The organism is Roseibium sp. R5 (assembly GCF_055755305.1).
Genome location: NZ_CM146910.1, coordinates 1,705,669 through 1,730,651, shown reverse-complemented (window position 1 = coordinate 1,730,651; position 24,983 = coordinate 1,705,669). Strand labels below are relative to the sequence as shown.

Below are 24,983 nucleotides of genomic sequence, written 5' to 3'. Positions count from 1 at the left end.
TCAGCGGCAGCGATCGTGGCGTTTGCCATGACATTTGCAGGCACGGTTCAAGCAGAAACCAGAACCTTGAAACTATATAACACGCATACCAAAGAGCGTGTTTCGATCACTTTCAAGAAGAACGGCCGGTATATTCCGTCCGGTCTGCGGGAAGCCAATCGGTTTCTGCGCGACTGGCGGCGCAACGAAATCACAAAAATTGATCCAGAACTGCTCGACCTTGTTTGGGAAGTCTACCAAAAGGTACGAGCCAGAGATTACATTCACGTTGTATCCAGCTACCGGTCGCCTGCAACGAACAACATGTTGCGCAAGCGCTCCAAGGGCGTTGCCAGAAACAGCCAGCACACGCTCGGCAAAGCCATGGATTTCTATATTCCAGGCGTGAACATCAGAAAGCTGCGTGAAACCGGCTTGCGCAAGCAAGTTGGCGGCGTCGGGTATTATCCGCGCTCGGGATCGCCATTTGTCCATCTGGATACAGGAAGCGTTCGCCATTGGCCGAAGATGAGCCGGTCGCAGCTTGCGCGGGTTTTCCCGAACGGCAAGACTTTGCATATCCCCTCCGACGGCAAGCCGATGAAGGGCTACAAGATCGCCCTTGCAGAATCCAAATCAGGCCGGCGGAGCTCAACACGGCCGACCATTGTCGCATCAAACGACACGTCTGCCGCGCGGAACATCAATGATCGGGATCAAGGCGCACGGACGCTTACGACCCGGAACCAGAGTGTCCGCAGCACGCCGGCACCAACACCTCCGGCAAATGTTACACGCGAAGCGCCTGAGGGCGGTGGTAATTTGTTTGCGAGCCTGTTTGGTGGCGGCGAGCGCACTGGAAACTCCGATGCAACCCGCCCCGGCGCGGTTGGCGGTCGCCAGACGGCATCACAGGCTGAGACAGTCTCTCCGGTCATAGCCAATCCTCCTGTGCCTACTCGCAAGATCGTAGACACGCCTGAGGAGGCTCCCGTCATTGCAGTGGCAAGTTCAGCTCCAGAGTTGAAGCCAATCGACGAGCAGCCGGTCCAAATTGCAAGCGCGGCATCTGTTCCAACACCCGCGCCCAACACGCTCGATGGTCAACGGGCAGCTTTGGATGCCGGCCAGCCTGCGGCTGCAAGCGAACCGCTCGACGCACGGTTCCAGATTGCAAGGGCTCCGGCGCAAAAGCCAGCAGCGAGCCTCCAAGCAGCTGCGCAAGCCGCAGCAGAGAAAATCAGTGGCTCTGAGGGAACAACGGTTGACGATCCGGTGGCGGCAATTGCTGCTGCAACGGGAACTGCAATCCCGTCACCAGCCCCTGCCCCGCGCTCAGATACCACACTTGCCTATGCATCGGCGGCACCGACACCGCCCGAGTTGACACGGTCACTACGGCCTGGAACCGCCACGAACCAACAAGCTGCAGCGCCACGTCCAACGGCTGCACCGGCAGCGGCCGCAACGCGGCCATCGGTATCCGGGCGCATTCCGAAAGACCAGATTGTTGATCCACTTGCTGGATTCGCGAGCCTGCCGGACCGGTCCGAACCGCTTCTGCTGACTGGCGCAGGCACTGCCCGCCACCAGACTTTTGCGTGGCTGAGCCATCCCAATCAACGGCAACTGAACAATGTGATGAAGCCGGGTAACAGGTTCGTAGCTGCAAGCTTTCAGCAAGATCCTTATGGCAATCTGCGCACCGACCGATTTGACGGACCTGCGATCGTGGTGCTGCCTGTCCGGTTTGCCAGATAGCGACATTTCAGAACGCAGTGATATCAAAAAAACGCCGGGCCAACTGCCCGGCGTTTTCAGTTTCGGTAATCAGCTCAGCCCTCGGAAGGCCCAGGCCCTGCCATGCCGAGCGCGTGCAGGTAGAGGTCGAGCACAGCTTCTTCTTCCTCGCGCTCATGCGGCTGCTTCTTGCGAAGAGAGACAACCTTGCGCAGAATTTTGACGTCATAGCCATTGCCCTTGGCTTCGGCGTAAACGTCCTTGATGTCATCCGAGATGACCTTCTTTTCTTCTTCCAGACGTTCAATACGTTCAATGAAGGCGCGCAGCTGGTCTGCGGCCACTCCACCCGGATCGGACATTCGAGTGTTTCTCCTTGGCTAGTTGTGTTCTTCTTCTGCGATCACGTTACGGACGGTGCCACAACACCAGTCCACGTTAATTCCGGCCGGTGCCGTGCCAGACTTCAAGACGCACGTCAAGCGGACCAGACCAAAGCCCTCAATGCTCAGGCTTGTTTTTGTCAAAAGCGGCTTTCTGCTCAGCTGTGGCCTCGGTTTGATACTTTGCCTTCCAGTCACCGTAGGGCATGCCGTAAACGATCTCGCGAGCTGCGTCCTTGTCCAGGTTCATGTCCTTTTCGGCAGCCGCATCCGCATACCAATTGGACAGGCAATTGCGGCAAAAGCCTGCAAGGTTCATCATGTCAATGTTCTGAACATCGGTCCGGCCACGCAGATGCTCGACCAACCGGCGGAAAACGGCAGCCTCCAGCTCAATTTTCGTTTGATCATCCATCAACTCATCTCCCTCAAGTCTGCTCCTGAAACCGAGCGGTCATTTGTTGTCACATCGCGAAACATAGTGCCGAACCTGACGGCATTCCGATGATTGTGCGAGTTCTTTCAGTATAGGCTCCAACCGATCGGCCCACTCCAACGCTCCCCGGGTATCTCCGATCAGGTCTTGCCGGATCTCCAGAAGAGCCTGAGACAGGCCCCGCTTGGTTGCGTGCCGATACATCGTGTCGTTTTCAAGGGCACCGTCGTAAGGCTCGTTATCTCCGACAACCAGATCGGCTTGTGCCCTCAAACCTGCCAGCATGGGATCGACAGCGCGCGGGTCGCTGTCCCAGAGCACCGTTACGTGCCAAGGTCTCGGGACGCCCCGCCAGACTGGCGTGAAACTATGGATCGATATGATCACAGGCGCCAACGCAACCGCCATCATTCGATCCAGCGTTGCATCGATCAGGTCATGATACGGCTTGTGAAAAAGATCAATCCGCCGCCGCCTCTCGATGGCATCAACTCCCGCATTCCCAGGGACAACGGCACCGTCCGACAAGCGCATGATTAGGGTCGGATCATCTTCGCCCCGATTGGGATCAATCAACAGTCTTGAGAATGTCGACAAGCAAGCCGGAGCATTGAGACGCCGGGCCAGTTCCAACGTGACCGCCCGAGCTCCGATATCGTAGCCGATGTGCCGCTCAAACTGAGCGGCAGGGACCCCAAGATCACCATACTCATCCGGGACCGTATTCCGCGCATGGTCACACAAGAGCAGGATGCCTGCGGTCTCGTCACCATGAACATATTCATACGGCTGAAAAGTCGTGTCCGGCATTGGGACAGGATCGGTCATCGTGGTCTTCTTGATTTCTAATGCGGCTGTGGAGGCAGGGCGCCAGATTTACGACAAAGGCTCAGCGGAACCAAGCCCAATTCCAATGACAGCCGCTTATATGGGCCCGAATCGTGAAAAATCAGCCCGCTAGAGGATCGCAGCTGCCAGCAATCAACAACCTAGGTTTTTGATGTGGATGAAAGTGTTTGGTTACCCTTTTTTGACGGCTAACGGCTACCCACGGAGGTACGGTCATGTTCCCGCCCCAATTATAACTTCATAGGGTAGCCTGGTTTCATCTGGGTGGGCCCAAGAGATGGAAGCGATGGATGTCAAGGGGTTTTCCTCCCGCACATATCTTGTTAACGACGTTGACAAGACACTTCTGTCCACGCAAAAAGCCAATGTCTGTAAAGCAGCAAAGTGAACGACTGCGTATGTTAGAGGTAGGGGAACGGCACCGGGGCTGGTCGCAAACGTGGATGCGTGCATCCATCCAGACCTTCTGCGCCTTAAGTCTGGCCGTCTTCCTGAACACCATTTTCAGCGACAACGCACACGCTGATCTCCGTCTATGCAACAAGACGGACAGCCAGGTTGGTGTGGCTATTGGATACAAGGACAAGTCCGACTGGATCACTGAAGGTTGGTGGAACCTTGCGTCCAACAGCTGTGAAACACTGGTCCCGGGCGCTTTGGTGTCACGCTACTATTACATCTATGCGGTGGATTACGATCAGTTCGGCGAATGGGGCGGTCGCGCATTCATGTGCACCCGGGAAAAAGAATTCACTATTCGCGGAATTGAAGATTGTGTTGCTCGGGGATTCGAGCGGACAGGCTTTTTTGAAATCGACACGGGAGAACAAAGCAGCTGGACAGTCCAGCTCACAGAACCCGTGCAACAAGGGACAGGTGGGCGATGAGGCGAAACCGACGAGTTAAAATTCTCGCAACTCTCGGACCCTCCTCCTCAGAACAAGACATCATCGAAAAATTGTATGTAGCTGGTGCTGATGTGTTTCGCATCAACATGAGCCATACCGATCATGATCGTCTCAAGATGCTGGTTAGCCGCATCCGTGCTGTGGAGGAAGTAACAGGAAGACCGATTGGGATTCTTGCCGACTTACAGGGACCAAAACTGCGCGTAGGCACATTCGGCGATGGCCCGGTGATGCTTGAAAACGGCGCAGTCTTTACATTGGACGCAGACACATCGGCAGGCGATGTCAATCGTGTCCACCTTCCTCACCCCGAAATCCTAAAGGCTCTGGAACCCGGCCACCGGCTGCTTCTTGACGATGGCAAGATCCAGCTGCGCGTGACAGAATCGTCTCCGACGAAAGCTCAGACCGAAGTTATCGTCGGCGGTAAGCTCTCTGACCGGAAAGGCGTTAGCGTCCCAGACTCTGAAATCGCGACCAGCGCGATGACGGAAAAGGACCACAAGGATCTGATTGCCGCGCTTGAGCAGAATGTAGACTGGGTTGCCCTGTCCTTCGTTCAACGCCCGGACGATCTTGCAGAAGTGCGCAAAATCACCCGCGGCCGCGCCGGTGTACTTGCAAAGATTGAAAAGCCGCAAGCGATTGGTCGCCTTGATGAAATCATCGAGCTGTCAGACGCGATCATGGTGGCTCGTGGCGATCTTGGCGTTGAAATGCCGCTGGAACAGGTTCCGGGTCTGCAAAAGCGGATCACACGCGCCTGCCGGCGCGCAGGCAAGCCCGTGGTCATCGCAACCCAAATGCTTGAGTCCATGATCACCGCACCGGTACCAACCCGTGCAGAGGTTTCTGACGTCGCGACTGCCGTCTTTGAAGGCGCTGACGCAGTCATGCTCTCCGCGGAATCGGCAGCGGGCGACTTTCCGATCGAGGCCGTGTCTACAATGGACCGGATCGCTCAACAGGTGGAACAGGATCCGAACTACCGGACCATCATCTACGCCCAGCGTACCGAACCGGAAGCGACCGGTTCTGATGCGATCTCTGCGGCGGCGCGCCAAATTGCGGAAACGCTTAATCTGGCTGCAGTGGTTTGCTACACGACATCCGGCGCCACGGGTTTGCGCGCTTCGCGGGAACGCCCGTCCAGCCCGATCATCGTATTGTCACCCGTCATGGCAACGGCCCGCCGGCTGTCGCTCGGTTGGGGTCTCCACTGTGTGGTCAGCGAAGACGCTGCCAACGAAGAGGATATGATCGATCGCGCCTGCCGGATTTCTCATTCTGAAGGATGGGCAAAACCGGGTCAGCGGATCATCATTACGGCCGGCGTCCCGTTCGGCACACCAGGATCCACTAATATGTTGCGGATTGCGTTTGTCGGCACAGACGGCCAGGGTGGCATTTGACGATCTAATCGGTTGAAATTTCCAGAAGGGCGGCAACTGGCCGCCCTTTTTTATGCGCTGCTCCGGCAATCCAATACGCCTGCCCTCCCGACACGGAGAACAAGCTGGTCCAAAGCCTCGACAATCGCATCCGTTCGGGTGTGATGCGGCATGTGCCCCGCCCCCTCCAAAACCACAAGCTCGGCATTTGGAAGATCGCGCAGCAAACCTTCGCTGTGAATAGATGGCCACACAACCGTGTCTTCCGTGCCGGTTAAGATGACAGTGGGCTGCTCTAGATCACCATAGTCCTTGGACTGCGCTATCACGTGAGGCTTCAAGCGAGCGATATCCGTTGCATTTGAGCGGAAAGCGTCCGGCAAAAAGAGCAATGGCAATCGTGTTGCCTGATTGTAGTTCTCTGGCTGCGGCTCCGGATGAAAAACGTGCTGGATGGACCGTGGCGCCAAATACTCGGCAACGGGAAGCGTCAAGATCCGGCAGAACAACCACCCGATTACCGGCGCCGCTGCCACATGATTGTACCATGCGACACCGCCAGGCCAAGGATGTGTTGCAGGCGCCAAAAACGCCAAACCGCATATCTGGTCCGGCGCCCTCAGACCAAGTGCGGCGGTAACGGACGCGCCGAGTGAGTGACCGATGGCAATACACCGATCAATGCCCAATTCACGAAGCAATCCGTCAATCAGCTCGGCCTGACGCGCGGGCGAGTTCTTTCCATCCGGGATCGTACCGGAAAAACCCAAACCCGGCCGGTCCAAAAAAAGCAGCGGATAACGCCCTTTCAGCGGCTTTAGAAACGCGAGTTGAGAATCATAGGCATTTCCGCTCGCACCATGCAGGAAGACCAAGGTCGGCGTATCGGGACACGCGTTTTCCGCTGAGAAAAAATGATAGTGGAGTTGGACACCGTCCACGGTGCACATTTCTCCATCAGGTCGGATCGAGCGTCTGATCTGATGAAACCGCAAGGCCGAGTAACCAGCAAGCGACGCGAGTACTACAAGGATTGCGAGCAGAACTGAGAGCATGTTGAGGGACTGAAACCGTAGAGTTGGAACGCGTCATACAGGTTAATTGGCGCAGGATTTGCGCGTTTCCATCAAACGGGTTCGCCCTCAGCTTCCTTTTCCAGAGATTCGACTGCATCACTTGCGTTTTCGAGACCTGGATGGATTTCCAATGCCCGCCGGAACGTGGACAGCGCTTGCTCTTCAAACCCCAATCGGCGCTGGATGATCGCAAGGCCTGAAAGTGCACCCCAATGCCGGGGTTCCAAGGCCAAGGTCCGCTCAATATCGACAAGTGACTTGCCGAAGTCTTCCTTCATGTAATGCACGGTCGCCCTGCGGTTCCACCCTTCAGCAAAAGACGGCTCAAGGACGACAACGACGTCGAGAAGATCAAGCGCAAGCCCGTGATCCTCGGCCTGGATGGCGCGCCCAGCGCGCGCCATTAACAGATCAACAGTATCAGAGCCTGAATCCATCCAAATGCGCCGGATGCCGCGTGCAACGCGCTGGCGCGCAGCCGGATCTTCAGCACCTGAGAGATCTTCATAAAGACTATCCAGCTTGGAAAGAGTTTCGCCAGGGTCGGTTTCGTCCACGACCACCTGCCCGCCTTCGTCCGGCTCAGCCTCCGGCAAGGCATCAAAATCATCAATAGAGGGCGTGTCCGTCTCTGGCCCGAGATCAGGCACCGGCTGGGCAAGACCCACAACCGGAGACAGAAAAAGAAAGGTGGCAAACACAAAAATCCGCATACAACGATTATGGGTCGTTGAATGCGGCGGTCAATCCCGAAAACTCACACGTTCACACAAACGCGAATTGAGCACATTGTGATCCAGCGCCTTTCTAAGGCGCGCACCTGCCAATGCCTGTTGCGTGACGCTGCCAAAAGCAGCGTCAGAACACTTAGCCCTGACGTGCCTTGAAGCGCGGGTTTTTCTTGTTGATGATGTAAACGCGGCCCTTACGGCGAACCATGCGGTTTTCCCGGTGACGGGTCATCAACGCTTTGAGCGAATTCTTGATCTTCATGTCATTGTCCCCGTGGGGTCGTCTGTTTAGCTTCAAACCAAATGAGCGCCCAAGGCGCCCATTCTTCTCAGTCATTTTTGCCGGAAGTCGCTGCAGATATCTGCGCCAGTCTTCCAAGCTAGAGCGCGTCACGAACTTGATCTGCGCAATAATGGTGGGCGTGACAGGGATTGAACCTGTGACCCCTTCGATGTCAACGAAGTGCTCTCCCGCTGAGCTACACGCCCGAATTTCTTCGGCCACCGGCGCCCCAACGCCGTGGTGGGGTGCGATATAGCGGGGATCCAAAGTCTGTGCAACCCCCTTTTCACCGAACTGTCAAAAATTCCTTTTTCGCTCTTCAGCCTGTTGAAAGTAACGATCAGGCAGCGAGCATGCGCTCCACTTCCTGCACCAAGTCCTTGAGGTGGAAGGGCTTTGAAAGAACCTTTGCATCCTTCGGCGCATCCGATTCAGGATTGAGCGCAACGGCTGCAAATCCGGTTATGAACATCACCTTCAGATCAGGGTCAAGCTGCGTTGCACGCCGCGCGAGCTCAATGCCGTCCATCTCCGGCATCACAATATCGGTCAGGAGCAGGGAAAACGGTTCTTCGCGCAGTCTCTCATACGCGCTTTTGCCGTTATCAAATGACACGACGTCATACCCGGCATTTTCCAGAGCCTTGGCCAGGAACCGGCGCATGTCGTTATCGTCTTCGGCAAGCAGGATACGCGGCATAGTTTGCAACCAATTTCCTTCGCATTACGGAGCGTTCAAGTCTTTCGCCGGTTATAGCTCGAAATCAACAGAAAGATAGGGTGAATTGGTTCTCCTAAGCTTTTGCGCGCTCGACTGTGGACTGCGTGTTGATTCCTTGGCACGATAGGCAATCGCCGCAAACGGGACACACATATTGACAAGTTCAACGCCCAGCGCCCCAAACAGCCAGTTCGAAGTCGACTTCAACGGCTTTCCTGCATTTGATGTGTTGTCCCCTGCTGATCAACGGCTGCCATTTGTTTTCAACTCTCCACATTCGGGCCGTCAATATCCAGAGAGTTTTCTGGCTGCCTCACGGCTTGATGCGCGCTCGATCCGGCGGTCCGAAGATGCTTATGTAGACGAGCTCTTTTCGCATGTGGTGCCACTTGGTGCCCCCATGCTTCGGGCACACTTTCCGCGCGCTTATCTGGATGTGAACCGGGAACCTTATGAGCTTGATCCGAAGATGTATGACGGCCGGCTGCCGTCTTACGCAAACATCCGCTCAATCCGGGTAGCGGGTGGCCTTGGAACCGTCGCGCGCATTGTCAGCGAAAACCACGAGATCTATCGGCACAGGCTGCCTGTTGAAGAAGCGCTCAACCGCATCGAGACGATCTATAAGCCCTACCACTCGACACTGAGGCGTTTGCTGGCGCAAACCCACGTGACATTTGGGCATGCAGTCTTGATTGACTGCCACTCAATGCCATCAACCGTAAAATGTCAGACCACAGATACACGGCCCGATTTCATTCTGGGTGATCGCTACGGCACCAGCTGCAACAGCGACCTCACCGATTTTGCGTTCGAAACACTGCGGAGCAAAGGTTACAGCGTGAGCCGCAATAAGCCGTATGCGGGCGGCTTCATAACGGAGCATTACGGGCGGCCATCAAGCGGACTGCATGCCCTTCAAATTGAAATCAATCGTGGCCTTTACATGGACGAAGCGACCCATGAGCCGACGGCCCATTTCGGACAATTGTTCCACGATCTGAAAGACTTCGTCCGGGAGTTGACCGCAATGCCGGACGCCGGTCTCGTCGCGGATCCAATCGCGGCCGAATAATCCCTGAATTAAATCGAATTAAAAAAAAGGCCGCACTCAAACGAGGCGGCCGAAGTCTAGGGAGGAAACGCCCAAGGAGGGCGGTACGACAGAAAGCTCTATCGCACCGCAATAAGATTGCACCGCACCGCACAAAATGCAACCCCGACAGCGGTTGTTTCATGCTCAAAATATGAGCATCAATTCAGGTATTCCGAATTCTTTTTTTGCAAATCAGGTTATAAGACAGCCACCTGCGGTCGTTCTGACCGAAAAGTGACACATCCGACTGGAGGCCATATGTCCATGCCGCTAGCTGCCAGCGCAAACCCGCTGGCTTCATTTCTCGATCGCCTGGCGGACGCTTCCAGCGCTGCAATCATGCCGCACTTCCGGCAAGGCTTCTCGGTCGACAACAAGTTGGAAAGCGGTTTCGACCCAGTCACAATCGCCGACAAGAACGGCGAAACAGCCATGCGGGCTCTGATCAACGAACATTACCCCGACCACGGCATCCTGGGGGAAGAACATGGACCAGAGAACCTTGATTCTGATCATGTTTGGGTCTTGGACCCGATTGATGGCACACGGGCCTTTATTACCGGTCTTCCAACTTGGGGATCGCTGATCGGCCTCCGGTCAAATGGCAAACCCAGCCTTGGCATGATGGTCCAGCCTTACATTGGCGAGCGCTACAGCGGGGATTGTGAACGCGCCTGGTATCATGGGCCTCTCGGCCAAAAAGATCTAGAAACGCGGGCCTGCGCATCGCTCGACAGCGCGACCTTATTTACGACAACACCCGCGCTTTTTAACGCCAGCGAACGGCCGGTCTTTGATCGACTGGAGGCAAAGGCACAGCTGACGAGATACGGAACGGATTGTTACGCCTATTGCATGGTTGCAGCGGGCCATGGCGACGCCGTCATAGAGTCCGGGCTGCAAGCCTATGACATCGTCGCATTGGTCCCGATAATTGAAGGTGCCGGCGGCGTTGTGACGACATGGACAGGCGGCTCACCGGCAGATGGCGGCCAGATCGTTGCATCCGGCGACAAACGCCTTCATGACATCCTGCTAACCGAACTGGCGATAGCTGCCGTGTGAGGTCTGTCTCAAAAATTCGGCCAGGCGCCGTATCACTGACACTCATACAGCACCCGCCTGGTCCAACACCAAATCTGCTTCCAATCCTGGCACAAACGCATCGAAGGCAGCCCAGACCTGGTCCCGGTATCTGTCGGCTTCCATAAGAAGCTCGTGTTCCGCGCCCGAGATTTCGATATACGATGCATTTTTTGTACGCGAGACAAACTCTTCAATTGCGGGCGTGGAAACAATTCTGTCCCGACCAGCGCCAAGTATAAGGCACGGCAAGCGCATTTCAGGTCCGGCGCGGCGCTGACGCATCGACTTCATGGCCGTGGCGGCTGCGTTCAGCCAGCTCATCGTCGGCGATCCAATACCGATTTCCGGGTGCTCTTCCACAACCTTGGAAAACCTGCGATAGCGCTGACGGTCAGTTGTCTGGCGGTTTTCTTCGAATGGGAGTGTAAGCTTCCCGTTTCCACCTGGAACGTAGAGGCGGCCCAAAAAGGTCCAGGCGCAAATTCGAGCAAGGCCAAAACCGAGTGTCTCGGTCAACCGGGAAGTGGAGTGGCGGGTCGCCCTGAGTTGCGGTCTTCCAAACAGCCCCAAAGTCAAAATGCGGAGCAGCTTTCGCAAACCGGCTGTCAGATCGCTCTCCCAATCCCTTGGTGCGATCGCCAGGAGCGGCGCCGTAATCACCGCACGGTCCAACATCGTCCGCAGCCGCTGTGAACATGACATCAAAATGAGGCCGCCCGTTGAGTGCGCCAGCGCAAAATGTGGCCCCGGGTAGGTTGCAAGGGAAACGTTTTTTAAGATCGCCAGCAGATCCTGCTGATATCTTTTGAAATTCGTGACGTGTCCCCGCGCCGGGCTTCGGGTCAAACGCGTCGAACCGCCCTGCCCGCGCCAATCGAACGCAACAACAGCATATCCTCGCGAACGCAAGTCGGAGACAACTTCATAGTATTTTTCGATAAACTCAGCGCGTCCCTGGAGGATGGTCACAGTGCCCCGACACGACTTGCCCGGCGCAGCAGGCCAATGCGCATAGCGCAGCTTGACCCGGCCATTCATCTCCAAAAACCCGGAAACAGCCCCATCCGGGATCGGATTATCCTTGGTGTCAATCAGGCTCATCTTGATCCGATTCGCTTGTCGCAGCGATCAGTGATAGCCGCCTGAGCCCCAGCTCTCAACATACTTTGAGCCGGCCCCGCAGGACCGGCTCCAAAAGTAACCAGAATTACCAACGGCTGTGCCAGTTGTACCGTGGGCCCAGAGGGCGGCTGCGCACGATATCTGCATTGCGAGAATCAACAACGAGTCTGACAGGAAAACCACGCCAGCCACGTGCTTTGATGATGTACATCGGGCCGCGGCGATCAATGATTTTGATCCGGTGAAACCCGCGATGGCGCAAGCTGCGGCGAATTTGCCTCGGCCCCAACTCGTATTGATGCCGACCGTGCCCACGGTCCCAACCGCGTCCTGGCCCTCCGCGGTGATCAACTGTCATCGTCATGCCGCTGGCTACCGGTGCCTTTGCCCCCAAACCTGAGACAGGAACAGCCTGCGCTTGCGTTGCTGCACCGGCGGCCAAGAGCAAAACCGCTCCTGCAATCGGGGCAGACGCTTTCGTGGAAATGCGCTTCATGAGTGACATAGACATTGTGTGATCTCCTTGTTCCGCCAGCCCCGTGCTGGCGATACCCGAAGAATGCCGAAGAGCGTTTGAACGGGACCGGAAGGCCTCATTCATCTTCAGTTCATCGCCGATGTTTCCGCTTACCCACGACCTCTTGAATTCAAAAATCAGAATTCCCATCTCGATCAGTGCAGGCGCCAAAACGGGTCTGCGCAGCGTTCCAGTCTCGCCAATGATGGGGGACAGGAGATCGCAAAAATCAGAAGTAACAGTTGCTCAAAGAGAGGACAGACTATGCGTCACTTCGACTTTACCCCACTTCACCGTTCCACAATCGGTTTTGACCGCCTTTTTTCCATGCTGGATGCAGCTGGCAATGAAGCTCCCAGCTATCCGCCGTATAACATCGAGCGGACCGGCGAAAACTCCTACCGGATCACCATGGCTGTTGCAGGCTTCAGCGATGCGGAACTCTCCGTTGAAGCAAAAGAACACGTTCTGACCATCAAGGGTGAAAAAGCAGAAGAAGCTGCTGATCGCGAAATCCTGTATCGCGGCATCGCATCCCGGACGTTCGAACGCCGCTTCCAGATCGCGGAATACGTCCGCGTTGACGGTGCGAGCCTCGAAAACGGTCTCCTTCACGTCGACCTGGTCCGTGAACTGCCCGAGGCCATGAAGCCCCGCAAGATCGAGATCACATCCGGCGGGACCAAACAGATTGAAAGCACCGCTCACTAACCGGCAGCTTCTCCCCTGAGCTGAAGCGGTGCGGAGGCGCCTGTCAAACAGGCGCCTCTCTTCGTATCTACCGCAGCCTCAAGATATCTCGGACAGCGCACCCAAGAACGCTGCCACGTCTTCTTCGGTCGTAGCGAAGCTGCAGACCATGCGTACGCATACCTCATCCTCCTGCGGAGCGTGGTCCTTTGGCAGATCCTTCGCCGGCCATTCGTAAATTTTTGCGCCTTTGGCTTCCAATTGCTCGAACTGTCGACGCTTCAGGATTGGAAACAGCTCATTGGCTTCAACAGGCCACGCTGTTCTTCCACCAGCGGACCGAATGCCTTCGGCAAGTTTTAGTGCCATCGCATTTGCGTGTGCTGCCGTATCCAGCCAGCTGTCTTCACTGAAATATCCATCAAACTGAGCAGCCACAAACCGGCTCTTGGAAAAAAGATGCCCGCCGCGCTTGCGGAAATACTCAAAGCCTTTGGCAGCTTCCAGGTCGAAGAAGACGACTGCTTCCGCGCACCAGCAGCCATTTTTGGTGGCACCAAAGGAAAGAATATCCACCCCGGACTTCCAGGTCATGTCGGCGGGTGAACATCCAAGCGTTACGAGCGCGTTTGCAAAACGAGCGCCGTCCATGTGCAAGGGAACGGACCGGGAAGCAGCGACGTTCTTGATCGCAGCAATCTCTTCCAGCGTGTAGACTGATCCGCTTTCGGTCGCTTGGCTGATCGAGACACTTGCGACCTGACCATGATGCACAACGCTATCGGGGAAAGCGGACATGGCCTCGATCAAGCCGCTTGCGTCAAATTTGCCATTTTGCCCAGAAACACTGACCAGCTTGCCGCCGCTGGTCATGAACTCCGGACAATTGCACTCATCGACCTGAATGTGCGAGTCGCGGTGGCAGAAAATGGCGCCACCCGGTTTCCCGTATGCTGCAAGGGCGAGCGAATTTGCAGCCGTCCCTGTTGCCACAAAAAAAACGGCAACTTCCCGTTCAAACAGCTCATTGAACTTGTTGGAGACGCTTTCGGTGAGGGGGTCACTGCCGTAAGCCGGCGCATGACCATTATTATGGCGGGTCAGCGCCGACATCACCGCCGGAGCTGCACCCGCCCAATTGTCACTGGCAAAATTCATGGGGCCGTTAAATCACCACGGCCCCAACCGGGCAACCGCTATTTCCTAATAGTACATTTCCCGCTTGCGGTACTGGACACCCAGTAGCGCATCGAGCGAAATCAAACCCGGTCCTTTCAAAGTCGGCACCAGAAGCAGGAAGATCCACAGCAGCCGATCATCTGCAATAATCGCATAAGGATCTCCGTCAAAGAGCGCCCCGATTGTCTTGGCATCGGCCCCATGACCCGTGATGTCGACATAGGTCATGACAATAATGAAGACGATCATGCCAAGGCTCGCCGCACGGGTGAAAAGGCCAACAACAACAAGCACCGGCAAGATGAACTCGCCCCACGTTCCGAGGAGGACAATCAGGCCATAAGGAAAAAACGCGATCTGGCTGGTGTCATAGCTGACCTGCTCCATCATAGCCGGCAGCATTTGGGCATATGCGCCAGCCGTCGGCGTGAAGATGTTCATGATGTTGCCGCCAATTTTTGTGAGCGCCGAGTTCCAGAAAAACTGGAACAGCACAGCAGCAAAAATAAGCCGGGAGGCAAGACCCAGAAACCAGCCCTCAGTCAGCCGCTCGATTGCGCCGAACACCAACGTGTAAAGCCTTACAAAAAAACCAATAACCATCCGCTTCATAGCCTCTTTTGTTGTTTCTAGCCGGATCCCCGCTTAAGCGAGTTCTTTAATCTGCAGACCGGCAAGAGCCCCATTTGATAGAAAGTTCGACAAACAATCAGCCAGTGTAAAACCGCTGTCTACTTCAAGTGCCGTTTCAGCCGCTTCCCCCAACGCCGCTCCGGAAAAAATTGCGCCCGCGAAGGCAGCATGGCTTGGTTCCAAAACCCGGACATCGACATCGAATTCTGGTCGGACGATCAGCACAGGCTGGGCAACAGAGAGATCGATCTGCGATTGCTCTCCATCTTTGAACCGATTGACCTTCACGAGGTCCCAGATCGGCCACTCTGAAGCCACGATTGTTGCCGCCGGGTGACGCTGAAATCTCACGCCTTCAAGATCTGCGGGCGGGATCGTCGCAAGCGCGGCCGGATCAAAAACTTCACAATCTTTTGCGTGGTAGGATTGAAGCCAAGCCCATTCCAGGCGCGCCACATCTTCCAGATAAGGATAGGCCTTCAGCGGCGGGAATGCGGCAAGAAAATTTGGAAACTCTTCTCCATACCAGATCAGGACAGGGTTTGACGGCTGATGTTCTGCGACAAACGCACGGGCCAAAGCCGCAAAATATTCGTCACCGAGGAGCGCTTTGATAGATGGATAAGTCTCGCCCAGCGCCTCACAAAGGCTGACGATGACATTGTTCCTATAAACATTGAAGCGTTTCAGGTCAGGCAGCCCATCGGGTCCGACAGCGCCTTCGGGTGTCCCGAGTTCCGGATTGATGAGAGCGTCGCCAAAGTCAGCTGCGGAGAGCCTTGGCAGTGCAAACACTTGCGCCATGTCAGCTGACCGCCTTCAGGTCTGCGTCTTCGGCACGACGCAGGATTTCCTGCGCAGCATCTGCTTCATGAAGCAAAACGGGCCATGCAGGAACATCATTGTCCCATTCAATCAATGTCGGCAGGGCGCCGTGCATTCCAATCACGTCTTTGTAGAGAGCCCAAACAGCATCATCGACGGCGCGGTCATGCGCATCAATCAACAGCGGACGGCCCGCCTCGTCCATATCCGGAGCATGGCCTCCAAGATGTATCTCACCTACATATTGCATGGGAAATTCGGCCAGGTAAGCGGCCGGCGACTGTTGCTGGTTAGTACAGGACACGTAGACGTTGTTGACGTCGAGCAGCAGACCACACCCTGTCCGGCGAGTGATCTCTTTAAGGAAATCCAACTCACTGAAGGTGCTCTGGGCATAGGCGATGTAAGTGGACGGGTTCTCCAAGAGCATCTGCCGCCCCATCACATCTTGAACTTCATCGATGTGATCGCACACGCGTATGAGAGTTGCCTGGTCGTATGGAACCGGCAAGAGGTCATTAAAGTAGGTCGTCTCGTGTGTAGACCAGGCCAGGTGTTCAGAGAACAGACCCGGCTCATAGCGTTTGTTCAGCTCCGCGAGCCGAGCCAGGTGATCTTTGTCGAGCGGGCTTTCGCCGCCAATGGAAAGACCAACACCGTGAAGCGATAGCGGATAGATGTCGCGAATTGCTGTGAGCTGTTGATGTGGCCGCCCTCCGGCGCCCATATAGTTTTCCGCGTGAACTTCGAAAAAACCGATGTCCGGGTGGCTTTGAAGAATGTCGGCGACATGCTCCGCTTTCAAACCAGCGCCGGGCCGGTTCGGAACGGCCGCCTGAGTACCAAAGGCAGAAACGGGTTGCTCGTCGGACCGCATGGCAAGCTCCAGACCTTGAACTACGGTGTTAGGCGGGCGGCGCAAACCGCCAGCCTGAGTTCGTATGATCGCCCGTTAATGGCCGATTCGAATTCTTCCAATTACGCTTCCGGAAGGTCGCGAGACAATTCCGTCAAGGATCCCTTGCGGCCGTCCGGCAGTTCCATGGACACGCATGTACCTTTCGGAACCAGCGTCCAAGCGTTGCCTTGGTAGTCAACGGTTGAAGAACCGGCACACGTCGTGCCCGGGCCGGCTTTACAATCGTTTTGGCCTTTCAGGGAAACACCATAGCATTTCTCTTTGGCTTGAGCATGGGCCGGTGTCGAAGTGGTCGCCGAAAGACCTGCAATTGCAGTGGCAACGGCGCCAGCAACAACTGCTGCAGACATAGCCTTGTTTTTCATATCAAACTCCTCTGGTCAAAAAATCAGCGCAGCAACCACGATGCCGGATAAGTGCTGCTACACCCGTTACATGGCCGGATTGGCGTTCAATGGGAAATCAAACGCCTGTGACACTGCTGCGAGCTGTCACCTACCTTAGACTATTAAACGAAAGATTCTTACTCAAACCCAACTCAACGCGACGTTTCCGGACGATTGGCACTTTACGTACGAAACAATTATAATAGCGACAAAGAAACACACTTGCTCCTTGCAATGAAATCTGTCATGTTCCGCCAGCTTGGAATAGGACAGGCATACTGTCCTTTTGAGGTAAAGGAAACACCACCGGACCGCCGGTCGTGATAAATGTAAGATCCAAGCAGCCGCTTGCTCGGTCCGGGGAGGGCCTCCAGCAAGATGAGGCAATTGTGTTTCAACAGCGCTAATTGGCGCTGCGGCAATGCGACGGTTTGCCAGAACAAGCCGCTGCAGTAAGTACATCGACAGAGCCGGGGCAAAAGCCAGGGTTCACCGAGCCGCACTCTTGATGGAATGCGACCCGAACGGAACCCGACGCTCCAAACCACGGCTAACACTGGGGTAACAGTGAGGGCGCACATGACGAAGACAGAGCTGACGACCAGCACAGCCATGCAAGCAGGCCAGACGGATACGAACACCGTGACAGCCACAACACTTGCCGATCGACTGGGCACGGCCGCCGACAAAGGGCTCTACAATCCGTCGCGCGAACACGATGCCTGCGGTGTTGGTTTTGTTGCGCACATGAAGGGCGCAAAATCCCACAAGATCGTTGCAGACGGACTGCAGGTTCTGGAGAACCTCACACACCGCGGCGCAGTTGGTGCAGACCCGCTCATGGGCGACGGCGCCGGCATGCTGGTTCAAATCCCGCACGCGTTCTTCGAAGCCGAGATGTCTGCCGCTGGCACACCGCTTCCGGAATTCGGCGGCTATGGCGTAGGCTTTATTTTCTTGCCACAGGACGATGTCCTGCGCGCCAAGTGCGAAGAAATCGTAGAGCGGGTCATCAAAGCCGAAGGACAAGAATTGATTGGCTGGCGCGATGTGCCGGTCGACAACGCGTCCCTTTCCAAAGCTCCAGACATTGCGGCTACTGAGCCGGTGTCCCGTCAGGTCTTCATCAAACGCTCGGATGGCGACGATCAGAATGCGTTCGAGCGCCGGCTTTATGTTCTGCGCAAGGTGATCTCCAACACGGTTCGCGCGGAAACAGATGCGGTCACGAAAGGCTTCTACATCGTCTCGCTGTCGAGCCAGACCATTGTCTACAAGGGCATGTTCCTCGCCTATCAGCTTGGTGCTTACTACAGCGACCTGAAGGATGAGCGGTTCACCTCTGCTCTCGCACTGGTTCACCAGCGTTTCTCGACCAACACGTTCCCGTCCTGGGACCTCTCCCACCCCTACCGGATGGTCGCCCATAACGGCGAAATCAACACGCTCCGCGGCAACGTCAACTGGATGGCGGCCCGCCAGGCATCTGTTTCATCCGCGCTGCTGGGAGACGACATTTCGAAGCTCTGGCCGATTTCCTATGAGGGACAATCAGACACAGCCTGTTTCGACAATGCGCTCGAATTCCTGGTGATGGGCGGTTACTCGCTCGCCCATGCTGCGATGATGCTGATCCCGGAGGCTTGGGCCGGCAACCCGCTGATGGACGACAATCGCCGTGCCTTTTACGAGTATCACGCGGCACTAATGGAGCCGTGGGACGGCCCGGCCGCCGTTGCTTTCACCGATGGCCGTCAGATCGGTGCGACGCTAGACCGGAACGGTCTGCGCCCAGCCCGGTACATTGTGACTGAGGACGACTTCGTCATCATGTCATCTGAAGTTGGCGTTCTTCCAGTTGAAGAAGAAAAGATCGTCCAGAAATGGCGCCTGCAACCGGGCAAGATGCTGCTTATCGACCTGGAAGAAGGCCGGATCGTCTCTGACGACGAAATCAAGCGCCAGCTTTCCACGGCCAACCCATATAAAGACTGGCTGCACAAGACACAAATCGTTCTGGAAGATCTGCCGGGCGTCCGCCAGATGGCCCCTGTCGCAGGTGAAAGCCTGCTCGACCGTCAGCAAGCCTTTGGCTACACCCAGGAAGACATAAAACTTTTGATGACCCCGATGGCAACAGTCGGTCAGGAAGCTATTGGCTCCATGGGCACCGACACGCCAATCTCGGCGTTGTCAGACAAATCAAAGCTGCTTTACACCTACTTCAAACAGAACTTCGCTCAGGTCACCAACCCGCCGATCGACCCGATCCGTGAGGAACTGGTGATGAGCCTGGTGTCGTTTATCGGGCCGCGCCCGAACTTGTTTGACCTGAAAGGTTTATCGACATCTAAACGCCTGGAAGTTCGTCAGCCAATTCTGACCAACGAAGATCTGGAAAAAATCCGGGTTATCGGCGACATCGCCGACAATCAGTTCTCGGCCAAAACTCTGGACATCACCTACAACGCCGACAAAGGCGCTGAAGGAATGGAAGGCGCATTGGCCGAACTCTGCGAGCGCGCCGAAAAAGCGGTGCTTGACGGATACAACATCATCATCTTGTCGGATCGCATGATTAACCGCTCGCGGATTGCGATCCCGGCCCTCTTGGCAACGGCTGCGGTCCATCATCACCTGATCCGCAAAGGCCTGCGTACATCTGTCGGCTTGGTCGTTGAAACCGGTGAAGCGCGCGAAGTGCATCACTTCTGCGTTCTGGCAGGATTTGGTGCCGAAGCGATCAACCCGTATCTCGCCTTCGAAACCCTTCTTTCCATGCACATGGAGATGGACTTCCCGGAGGAAGTTGACCAATACGAAGTCGTCGAGCGCTACATCAAGTCGATCGACAAAGGCATCTTGAAGGTCATGTCCAAGATGGGCATTTCGACCTACCAGTCCTATTGCGGCGCCCAGATCTTTGACGCGGTTGGCCTCTCCTCTGAATTCGTCGAGAAGTACTTCTTCGGCACGGCGACCATGATCGAAGGCATTGGCCTGAATGCAGTTGCCCAGGAGACCGTTCAGCGCCATTCCGAGGCGTTCGGCGATGTTGCAATTCTGCGCCGGTCGCTGGATGTTGGCGGCGAATACGCTTACCGGATCCGCGGCGAAAACCACATGTGGACGCCAGATGCCATTGCCAACCTGCAGCATGCTGTCCGCTCAAAGCTTCCGGACATGTACAGGACCTTCGCAAAAGAAGTGAATCAGGAAAGCGGACGCTTCGCGATCCGTGGCCATTTCCGCATCAAAAATGCAGAGGAAATCGGCCGCTCCGAAATCGACATCTCCAAGGTTGAGCCCGCTGAGAACATCGTCAAGCGGTTCGTCACCGGCGCAATGTCGTTCGGGTCGATTTCGAAAGAAGCCCATTCCAGCCTTGCCGTCGCCATGAACAAGATTGGCGGCAAGTCCAACACCGGTGAAGGTGGCGAAGAGCCAGAACGTTTCAATCCGCTCCCGGATGGCACCATGAACCCGCAACGGTCGGCCATCAAACAGGTCGCCTCGGGACGTTTCGGCGTGACAACCGAATATCTGGTCAACTCCGACATGATCCAGATTAAGGTTGCTCAGGGTGCAAAGCCTGGCGAAGGCGGTCAGCTGCCGGGCCACAAGGTTGACGCGGTCATCGCAAAGGTCCGCCACTCGACCCCGGGCGTTGGCCTCATCTCGCCTCCCCCGCACCACGACATCTATTCCATCGAAGATCTGGCACAGCTGATCTACGACCTGAAAAACGTAAATCCGATCGCGGACATCTCGGTGAAGCTTGTCTCCGAAGTGGGCGTCGGGACTGTGGCCGCAGGCGTTGCCAAGGCACGGGCAGACCACATCACCATTTCAGGTTTTGACGGCGGCACCGGTGCATCACCGCTGACCTCGCTCAAACATGCAGGCTCTCCGTGGGAAATTGGCCTTGCAGAGACCCAGCAGACCCTCGTTCTAAACGGCTTGCGCTCACGTGTTGCCCTGCAGGTTGACGGTGGGCTTCGTACAGGTCGTGACGTAATCATCGGCGCTCTTCTGGGCGCGGACGAGTTCGGATTCTCGACCGCACCTCTGATCGCGGCCGGCTGTCTGATGATGCGCAAGTGCCATTTGAACACCTGCCCGGTTGGGATTGCGACGCAGGATCCGGTTCTGCGCAAGCGCTTTAAGGGCACTCCGGAGCACGTCATCAACTACTTCTTCTTCGTTGCCGAAGAAGTCCGTGAACTAATGGCATCCCTCGGCGTTGAAAAACTCGATGACCTCATTGGCCGCTCCGACTTCCTCGACAAGGAAGCCGCGCTCGATCATTGGAAAGCCAACGGCCTTGATTTCTCCCGGATCTTCTTCCAGCCGGACGCAAAGCCGGAAGAAACCCGCTGGACGGAGCGCCAAGAGCACCCAATCGTCGACATTCTTGACCGCCGCTTGATTGCAGCTGCCCAACACACGCTGGACACCAAGGAACCGTCGACGATCGAAGAGACCATCTGTTCGGTGGACCGGTCGGTTGGTGCCATGCTGTCTGGCGAGATTGCCAAGCGCTACGGCAACAAAGGCCTCAAAAAACCGGACACACTGACAGTCAAGCTCAAGGGCACAGCGGGTCAGGCGTTTGGCGCGTTCGTCGCCAAAGGTGTCACAGTGGACCTGGAAGGCGATGCCAACGATTATGTCGGCAAAGGTCTGTCAGGCGGCAAGATCATTGTCCGCCCGCCGGAAAACACCCGGATCGTTGCCGAAGACTCCATCATTGTCGGCAACACCGTGCTTTATGGTGCAACCGAGGGCGAATGCTACTTCCGCGGCGTTGCAGGTGAGCGGTTCGCAGTCCGCAACTCCGGTGCGGTCGCAGTTGTTGAAGGCGTCGGCGATCACGGCTGTGAATACATGACCGGTGGTGTCGTCGTGGTCATCGGTCAGACAGGGCGGAACTTCGCAGCTGGCATGTCCGGCGGCATCGCCTATGTTCTCGATGAGGATGGAACCTTCGGATCCCGTTGTAATCTGGCAATGGTGGAACTTGAGCCAGTCACTGAAGAAGATGATCTGCTTGAGAAGCTGCATCACCATGGCGGTGACATTGAGCACAAGGGCCGTGTGGATCTTTCCTGCGACATGACCCGTCATGATGATGAACGCCTGCGGCAGATGCTGACCAAGCACAAGGAGCTGACCGGCTCGACCAAGGCAGCAGCGATCCTGGACGATTGGGCCACTTACCGGCCGAAATTCGTGAAGGTCATGCCGGTCGAGTACCGCCGTGCATTGCGGGAAATGGAAGAGCAACGCCTCGGCATGGTCGCGGCGGAGTAACCGGCACATTGAACAAAATGGCTCTCGGCCGCCGATAGCGGCCGATTGCAGCCACCTTGAGGACGCACAAATTTGAGGAGGTCGCCTTGGGCAAGGTAACCGGTTTTTTGGAAATCGATCGTCAGGAACAGAAGTACCAACCAGCTTCTGACCGCATCCGCCATTTCCGCGAATTCACGATCCCGCTCAACGATCAGGAAGTCGCCAACCAGGCGGCACGTTGTATGGACTGCGGCATCCCGTTCTGCCATGGACCAAGCGGGTGTCCGGTCAACAATCAGATCCCGGACTGGAATGATCTGGTCTTTCAGGGCGACTGGGACATCGCACTGCGCAACCTGCACTCGACCAACAACTTTCCGGAATTCACCGGACGTATCTGCCCCGCTCCTTGCGAAGAAGCCTGCACGCTCAACCTTGAAGACATTCCGGTCAACATCAAGAGCATTGAGCAGGCAATCGCCGACAAGGGCTGGGAAGAAGGTTGGATCGCACCGGAACCGTCCGCCACAAAGACAGGCAAGGCTGTTGCCATCATCGGTTCAGGCCCCGCAGGCATGGCCGCGGCCCAGCAACTCGCCCGGGCAGGCCATACGGTCCACGTCTATGAACGGGAGCCCAAGGCCGGCGGTCTGCTGCGCTACGGCATCCCGGACTTCAAGATGGAAAAGCACTTCATCGACCGCCGCGTCAAACAGATGGAGGGCGAGGGTGTCACCTTCCACTACAACGTCGATGTCGGCGTCACCGTCAGCATGGACGAGCTCGCCGAGCGCCACGATGCTGTAATCCTGTGCGCCGGTGCTGAGCGTCCGCGCGATCCCGGTGTTGAAGGCATGGACCTTCAGGGCTGCCATTGGGCAATGGACTACCTGGTTCAACAGAACCGCCGCGTCGGCGGCGAACCGGAAGGCGATGAAGCTCCGATCTGGGCCGGCGGCAAACATGTTGTCGTCATTGGCGGCGGTGATACCGCATCCGACTGTGTTGGAACTGCATTCCGTCAGGGTGCGCTGTCGGTTACTCAGCTGGACATTCGGCCGATCCCGCCTCTGAAAGAAGACAAGCTGACAATCTGGCCTTACTGGCCAACCAAGTTCCGCACATCCTCTTCTCAGGCAGAAGGCGCAGAGCGCGAGTTTTCTGCTGCAACGCTCGGTCTGGTCGCAGACGAGGATGGTGTTGTGACCGGCGTGAAATGCGCGCGTGTCGACGAGAAGCGCAAGCCGATCGAAGGCACGGAATTCATCCTGCGTGCCGATCTGGTCTTTGCAGCGATCGGTTTTTCCGGACCACGCCTGGACACCTACATCGCACAGGCCGGTGAGAAACTCGAACTGGATGGCCGCACCAACGTCAAGGCCAACACTGACGACTATAAAACGTCGATCGACAAGGTGTTTGCAGCGGGAGATGTTCGCAAAGGGCAGTCGCTGGTCGTCTGGGCAATCCGTGAAGGCCGCCAGGCAGCGCGCGCGGTAGACGAGTACTTGACCGGGTCAAGCGACCTGCCGCGCTGATCGAAATACGTCAAACGACATGCAAAAGCCGCCGGATCTCCGGCGGCTTTTTTGTTACGTTGAGATGTACATCTGACCCGGAACAGAAACTCATGTATCTCCGGCTTCCGCCTCTACCAAGGAAGACATGCTATCGTTCCCGATCATGCGCGGATCATCAACACGCCCGGACACCGGCGCAAGCGGCTCGCCTTCAACGAAGAACCGGTAGGCCGTGCTGCTGGTGTCAATTTCGGCATCGTCCTCACCGCCAAGCAAAAAACCTTCAGGTGATGTTGTCCGGCCCGTCAACACGATGAAATTGGGGTCATCCTCGACACCTTCAAACGCCAGTCCACCATAGCCGCCAAGAAGACGCGACAACTCGCGTTCGACAAAAAATGCAACTTTTCGGTACCCGGCCCAGGTAAATGCTATCCGGTCGTTGGTGCGAAGGCGGGTGTTCTTTCCGTCCACATCGGGCCCAAAGGATGTATAGGCGCCATCCTCTGAGAGAAAGATATCCCACAAATCAACATATCGGACACGGCGCTCTTCCGCTGCCCCGGCAAAGATAGAGTTCAGTTGCGTGAAATCGCCATTGAGAAGTTCATCATTGGTGGGCGGCAACCCTACCCAGACAATTGGAAGCTTCTCCTGCCGAACACTGCGAACCAGCGCCATGACCTTGTTGCGGTAGGATTCAAGCCATTCGGCGGTCATATATTCGATCGGTGGCTCGCCCGGAAATTCTTCGTCCCGGTCGCGCCATCCTATCATCACGACAACCGCTTTGACATCCGCGCCCCGAATACGGGAGAGCGTACGTGTCGCCCAGTCCGGCGGCTCTGCACCTGCAAAACCCTCCCGGTCTTCAGTGATTTCCTCAACCTTGATTTTTGGTTGTTGCGCCAGCGTAAATCGCAGACCGTCGGCCACACCCCGTGCCATCCGGTCTCCGACCACAAGGATCAGACCGGCGTCGGGGTCTTTTTCCACTTCCTCAAAACGCGGCGGGAGGCCGGCAGGACGAACCACTTTTGGAGCTTGCTGAACTGGAGCTTGCCGTTTTTTCTCGCGGCCACCACCAAACAAACGCTGAATTGGGGCGAACGGGTTGAAGCCCCGAAATCCATTATTCTGAGCAAGCACTATCGGCTCTTCAGCCATGGCCTCTCTTTGAATCCAGCCAGTTGGCTCAGCCGGACAAACAAGAAGTGC

General features: G+C 56.3%; 23 protein-coding genes and 1 tRNA gene. 8 read left to right on the top strand and 16 right to left on the bottom strand.

Annotation, left to right across the window (positions count from 1 at the left end; all coding sequences use genetic code 11):
- Positions 1-27: 27 nt before the first annotated feature.
- Positions 28-1,740 (top strand): peptidoglycan L,D-endopeptidase MepK, encoded by a 1,713-nt coding sequence (locus tag AC0J4F_RS08080; RefSeq protein WP_133952028.1) that lies wholly within the window; start codon positions 28-30, stop codon positions 1,738-1,740.
- Between the two features lie 74 nt (positions 1,741-1,814).
- Here the strand turns inward: AC0J4F_RS08080 and AC0J4F_RS08075 are convergent, their stop codons facing one another.
- From AC0J4F_RS08075 to AC0J4F_RS08065, 3 genes are all read right to left on the bottom strand, one after another.
- Positions 1,815-2,081 (bottom strand): DUF2312 domain-containing protein, encoded by a 267-nt coding sequence (locus tag AC0J4F_RS08075; RefSeq protein WP_133951361.1) that lies wholly within the window; start codon positions 2,079-2,081, stop codon positions 1,815-1,817.
- Between the two features lie 139 nt (positions 2,082-2,220).
- The gene (locus AC0J4F_RS08070) at positions 2,221-2,517 is read right to left on the bottom strand and encodes a DUF1244 domain-containing protein (protein ID WP_133951359.1); all 297 of its coding nucleotides are present in this window, start codon (positions 2,515-2,517) and stop codon (positions 2,221-2,223) included.
- 39 nt (positions 2,518-2,556) lie between these two features.
- Complete coding sequence (locus AC0J4F_RS08065) at positions 2,557-3,366, bottom strand: N-formylglutamate amidohydrolase (protein WP_473025921.1); 810 nt, start codon at positions 3,364-3,366, stop codon at positions 2,557-2,559.
- A gap of 464 nt (positions 3,367-3,830) precedes the next feature.
- Here AC0J4F_RS08065 and AC0J4F_RS08060 point away from each other — a divergent pair, with 464 nt between their 5' ends.
- On the top strand, positions 3,831-4,274 hold the full coding sequence (locus tag AC0J4F_RS08060) for a DUF1036 domain-containing protein (protein ID WP_133951355.1): 444 nt from the start codon (positions 3,831-3,833) through the stop codon (positions 4,272-4,274).
- Positions 4,271-5,707, top strand: a complete 1,437-nt coding sequence (gene pyk / locus AC0J4F_RS08055; RefSeq protein WP_133951353.1) for a pyruvate kinase — start codon at positions 4,271-4,273, stop codon at positions 5,705-5,707. The genes AC0J4F_RS08060 and pyk overlap by 4 nt, the downstream gene beginning before the upstream one ends.
- A 50-nt stretch (positions 5,708-5,757) precedes the next feature.
- Here pyk and AC0J4F_RS08050 read toward each other — a convergent pair whose 3' ends face one another.
- The 5 genes from AC0J4F_RS08050 to cpdR form a co-directional block, all read right to left on the bottom strand.
- A complete protein-coding gene (locus AC0J4F_RS08050) occupies positions 5,758-6,636 on the bottom strand; it encodes an alpha/beta fold hydrolase (protein ID WP_473025920.1) in 879 nt (292 codons plus the stop codon).
- 176 nt (positions 6,637-6,812) lie between these two features.
- The gene (locus AC0J4F_RS08045; protein WP_473025919.1) at positions 6,813-7,463 is read right to left on the bottom strand and encodes a tetratricopeptide repeat protein; all 651 of its coding nucleotides are present in this window, start codon (positions 7,461-7,463) and stop codon (positions 6,813-6,815) included.
- 166 nt (positions 7,464-7,629) lie between these two features.
- Complete coding sequence (gene ykgO, locus AC0J4F_RS08040; protein ID WP_008196524.1) at positions 7,630-7,755, bottom strand: type B 50S ribosomal protein L36; 126 nt, start codon at positions 7,753-7,755, stop codon at positions 7,630-7,632.
- A gap of 152 nt (positions 7,756-7,907) precedes the next feature.
- Positions 7,908-7,982 (bottom strand) — tRNA-Val (locus AC0J4F_RS08035).
- Positions 7,983-8,116: 134 nt separating this feature from the next.
- Positions 8,117-8,476, bottom strand: coding sequence for a cell cycle two-component system response regulator CpdR (cpdR, locus tag AC0J4F_RS08030; RefSeq protein ID WP_008196017.1), 360 nt, complete (start codon positions 8,474-8,476; stop codon positions 8,117-8,119).
- Positions 8,477-8,723: 247 nt separating this feature from the next.
- On the opposite strand from cpdR, the gene AC0J4F_RS08025 reads away from it, so the two are divergent.
- Together AC0J4F_RS08025 and hisN are read left to right on the top strand one after the other, a co-directional pair.
- Positions 8,724-9,572: an N-formylglutamate amidohydrolase gene (locus AC0J4F_RS08025; RefSeq protein ID WP_209002538.1), complete on the top strand. Its 849-nt coding sequence runs from the start codon at positions 8,724-8,726 to the stop codon at positions 9,570-9,572.
- A gap of 279 nt (positions 9,573-9,851) precedes the next feature.
- Entirely contained in the window at positions 9,852-10,658 is an 807-nt protein-coding gene (hisN, locus tag AC0J4F_RS08020) for a histidinol-phosphatase (RefSeq protein WP_133951347.1), read from the top strand.
- Between the two features lie 42 nt (positions 10,659-10,700).
- Here the strand turns inward: hisN and AC0J4F_RS08015 are convergent, their stop codons facing one another.
- Both AC0J4F_RS08015 and AC0J4F_RS08010 read right to left on the bottom strand, forming a co-directional pair.
- Positions 10,701-11,780: an alpha/beta hydrolase gene (locus tag AC0J4F_RS08015; protein WP_133951345.1), complete on the bottom strand. Its 1,080-nt coding sequence runs from the start codon at positions 11,778-11,780 to the stop codon at positions 10,701-10,703.
- Between the two features lie 106 nt (positions 11,781-11,886).
- Positions 11,887-12,312, bottom strand: coding sequence for a hypothetical protein (locus AC0J4F_RS08010; protein WP_133951343.1), 426 nt, complete (start codon positions 12,310-12,312; stop codon positions 11,887-11,889).
- A gap of 270 nt (positions 12,313-12,582) precedes the next feature.
- On the opposite strand from AC0J4F_RS08010, the gene AC0J4F_RS08005 reads away from it, so the two are divergent.
- Positions 12,583-13,029: an Hsp20 family protein gene (locus AC0J4F_RS08005; RefSeq protein WP_133951341.1), complete on the top strand. Its 447-nt coding sequence runs from the start codon at positions 12,583-12,585 to the stop codon at positions 13,027-13,029.
- Between the two features lie 78 nt (positions 13,030-13,107).
- Here the strand turns inward: AC0J4F_RS08005 and AC0J4F_RS08000 are convergent, their stop codons facing one another.
- From AC0J4F_RS08000 to AC0J4F_RS07980, 5 genes are all read right to left on the bottom strand, one after another.
- Positions 13,108-14,166 carry a threonine aldolase family protein gene (locus tag AC0J4F_RS08000; RefSeq protein ID WP_133951339.1) on the bottom strand — a complete coding sequence of 353 codons (1,059 nt, stop codon included), beginning with the start codon at positions 14,164-14,166 and terminating at the stop codon, positions 13,108-13,110.
- A gap of 45 nt (positions 14,167-14,211) precedes the next feature.
- Entirely contained in the window at positions 14,212-14,790 is a 579-nt protein-coding gene (locus tag AC0J4F_RS07995) for a DoxX family protein (RefSeq protein ID WP_133951337.1), read from the bottom strand.
- Positions 14,791-14,832: 42 nt separating this feature from the next.
- Positions 14,833-15,624, bottom strand: a complete 792-nt coding sequence (locus AC0J4F_RS07990; protein ID WP_133951335.1) for an HvfC/BufC N-terminal domain-containing protein — start codon at positions 15,622-15,624, stop codon at positions 14,833-14,835.
- Position 15,625: 1 nt separating this feature from the next.
- Positions 15,626-16,522: an MNIO family bufferin maturase gene (gene bufB / locus AC0J4F_RS07985; RefSeq protein ID WP_473025918.1), complete on the bottom strand. Its 897-nt coding sequence runs from the start codon at positions 16,520-16,522 to the stop codon at positions 15,626-15,628.
- A 101-nt stretch (positions 16,523-16,623) separates the two neighbouring features.
- A complete protein-coding gene (locus AC0J4F_RS07980; RefSeq protein ID WP_133951331.1) occupies positions 16,624-16,929 on the bottom strand; it encodes a BufA1 family periplasmic bufferin-type metallophore in 306 nt (101 codons plus the stop codon).
- A gap of 534 nt (positions 16,930-17,463) precedes the next feature.
- On the opposite strand from AC0J4F_RS07980, the gene gltB reads away from it, so the two are divergent.
- Together gltB and AC0J4F_RS07970 are read left to right on the top strand one after the other, a co-directional pair.
- A complete protein-coding gene (gene gltB, locus AC0J4F_RS07975; RefSeq protein WP_473025917.1) occupies positions 17,464-22,263 on the top strand; it encodes a glutamate synthase large subunit in 4,800 nt (1,599 codons plus the stop codon).
- 86 nt (positions 22,264-22,349) lie between these two features.
- Complete coding sequence (locus AC0J4F_RS07970) at positions 22,350-23,783, top strand: glutamate synthase subunit beta (protein ID WP_473025916.1); 1,434 nt, start codon at positions 22,350-22,352, stop codon at positions 23,781-23,783.
- A gap of 90 nt (positions 23,784-23,873) precedes the next feature.
- Here the strand turns inward: AC0J4F_RS07970 and AC0J4F_RS07965 are convergent, their stop codons facing one another.
- Positions 23,874-24,932 (bottom strand): DUF459 domain-containing protein, encoded by a 1,059-nt coding sequence (locus AC0J4F_RS07965; RefSeq protein ID WP_133951325.1) that lies wholly within the window; start codon positions 24,930-24,932, stop codon positions 23,874-23,876.
- Positions 24,933-24,983: the final 51 nt, after the last annotated feature.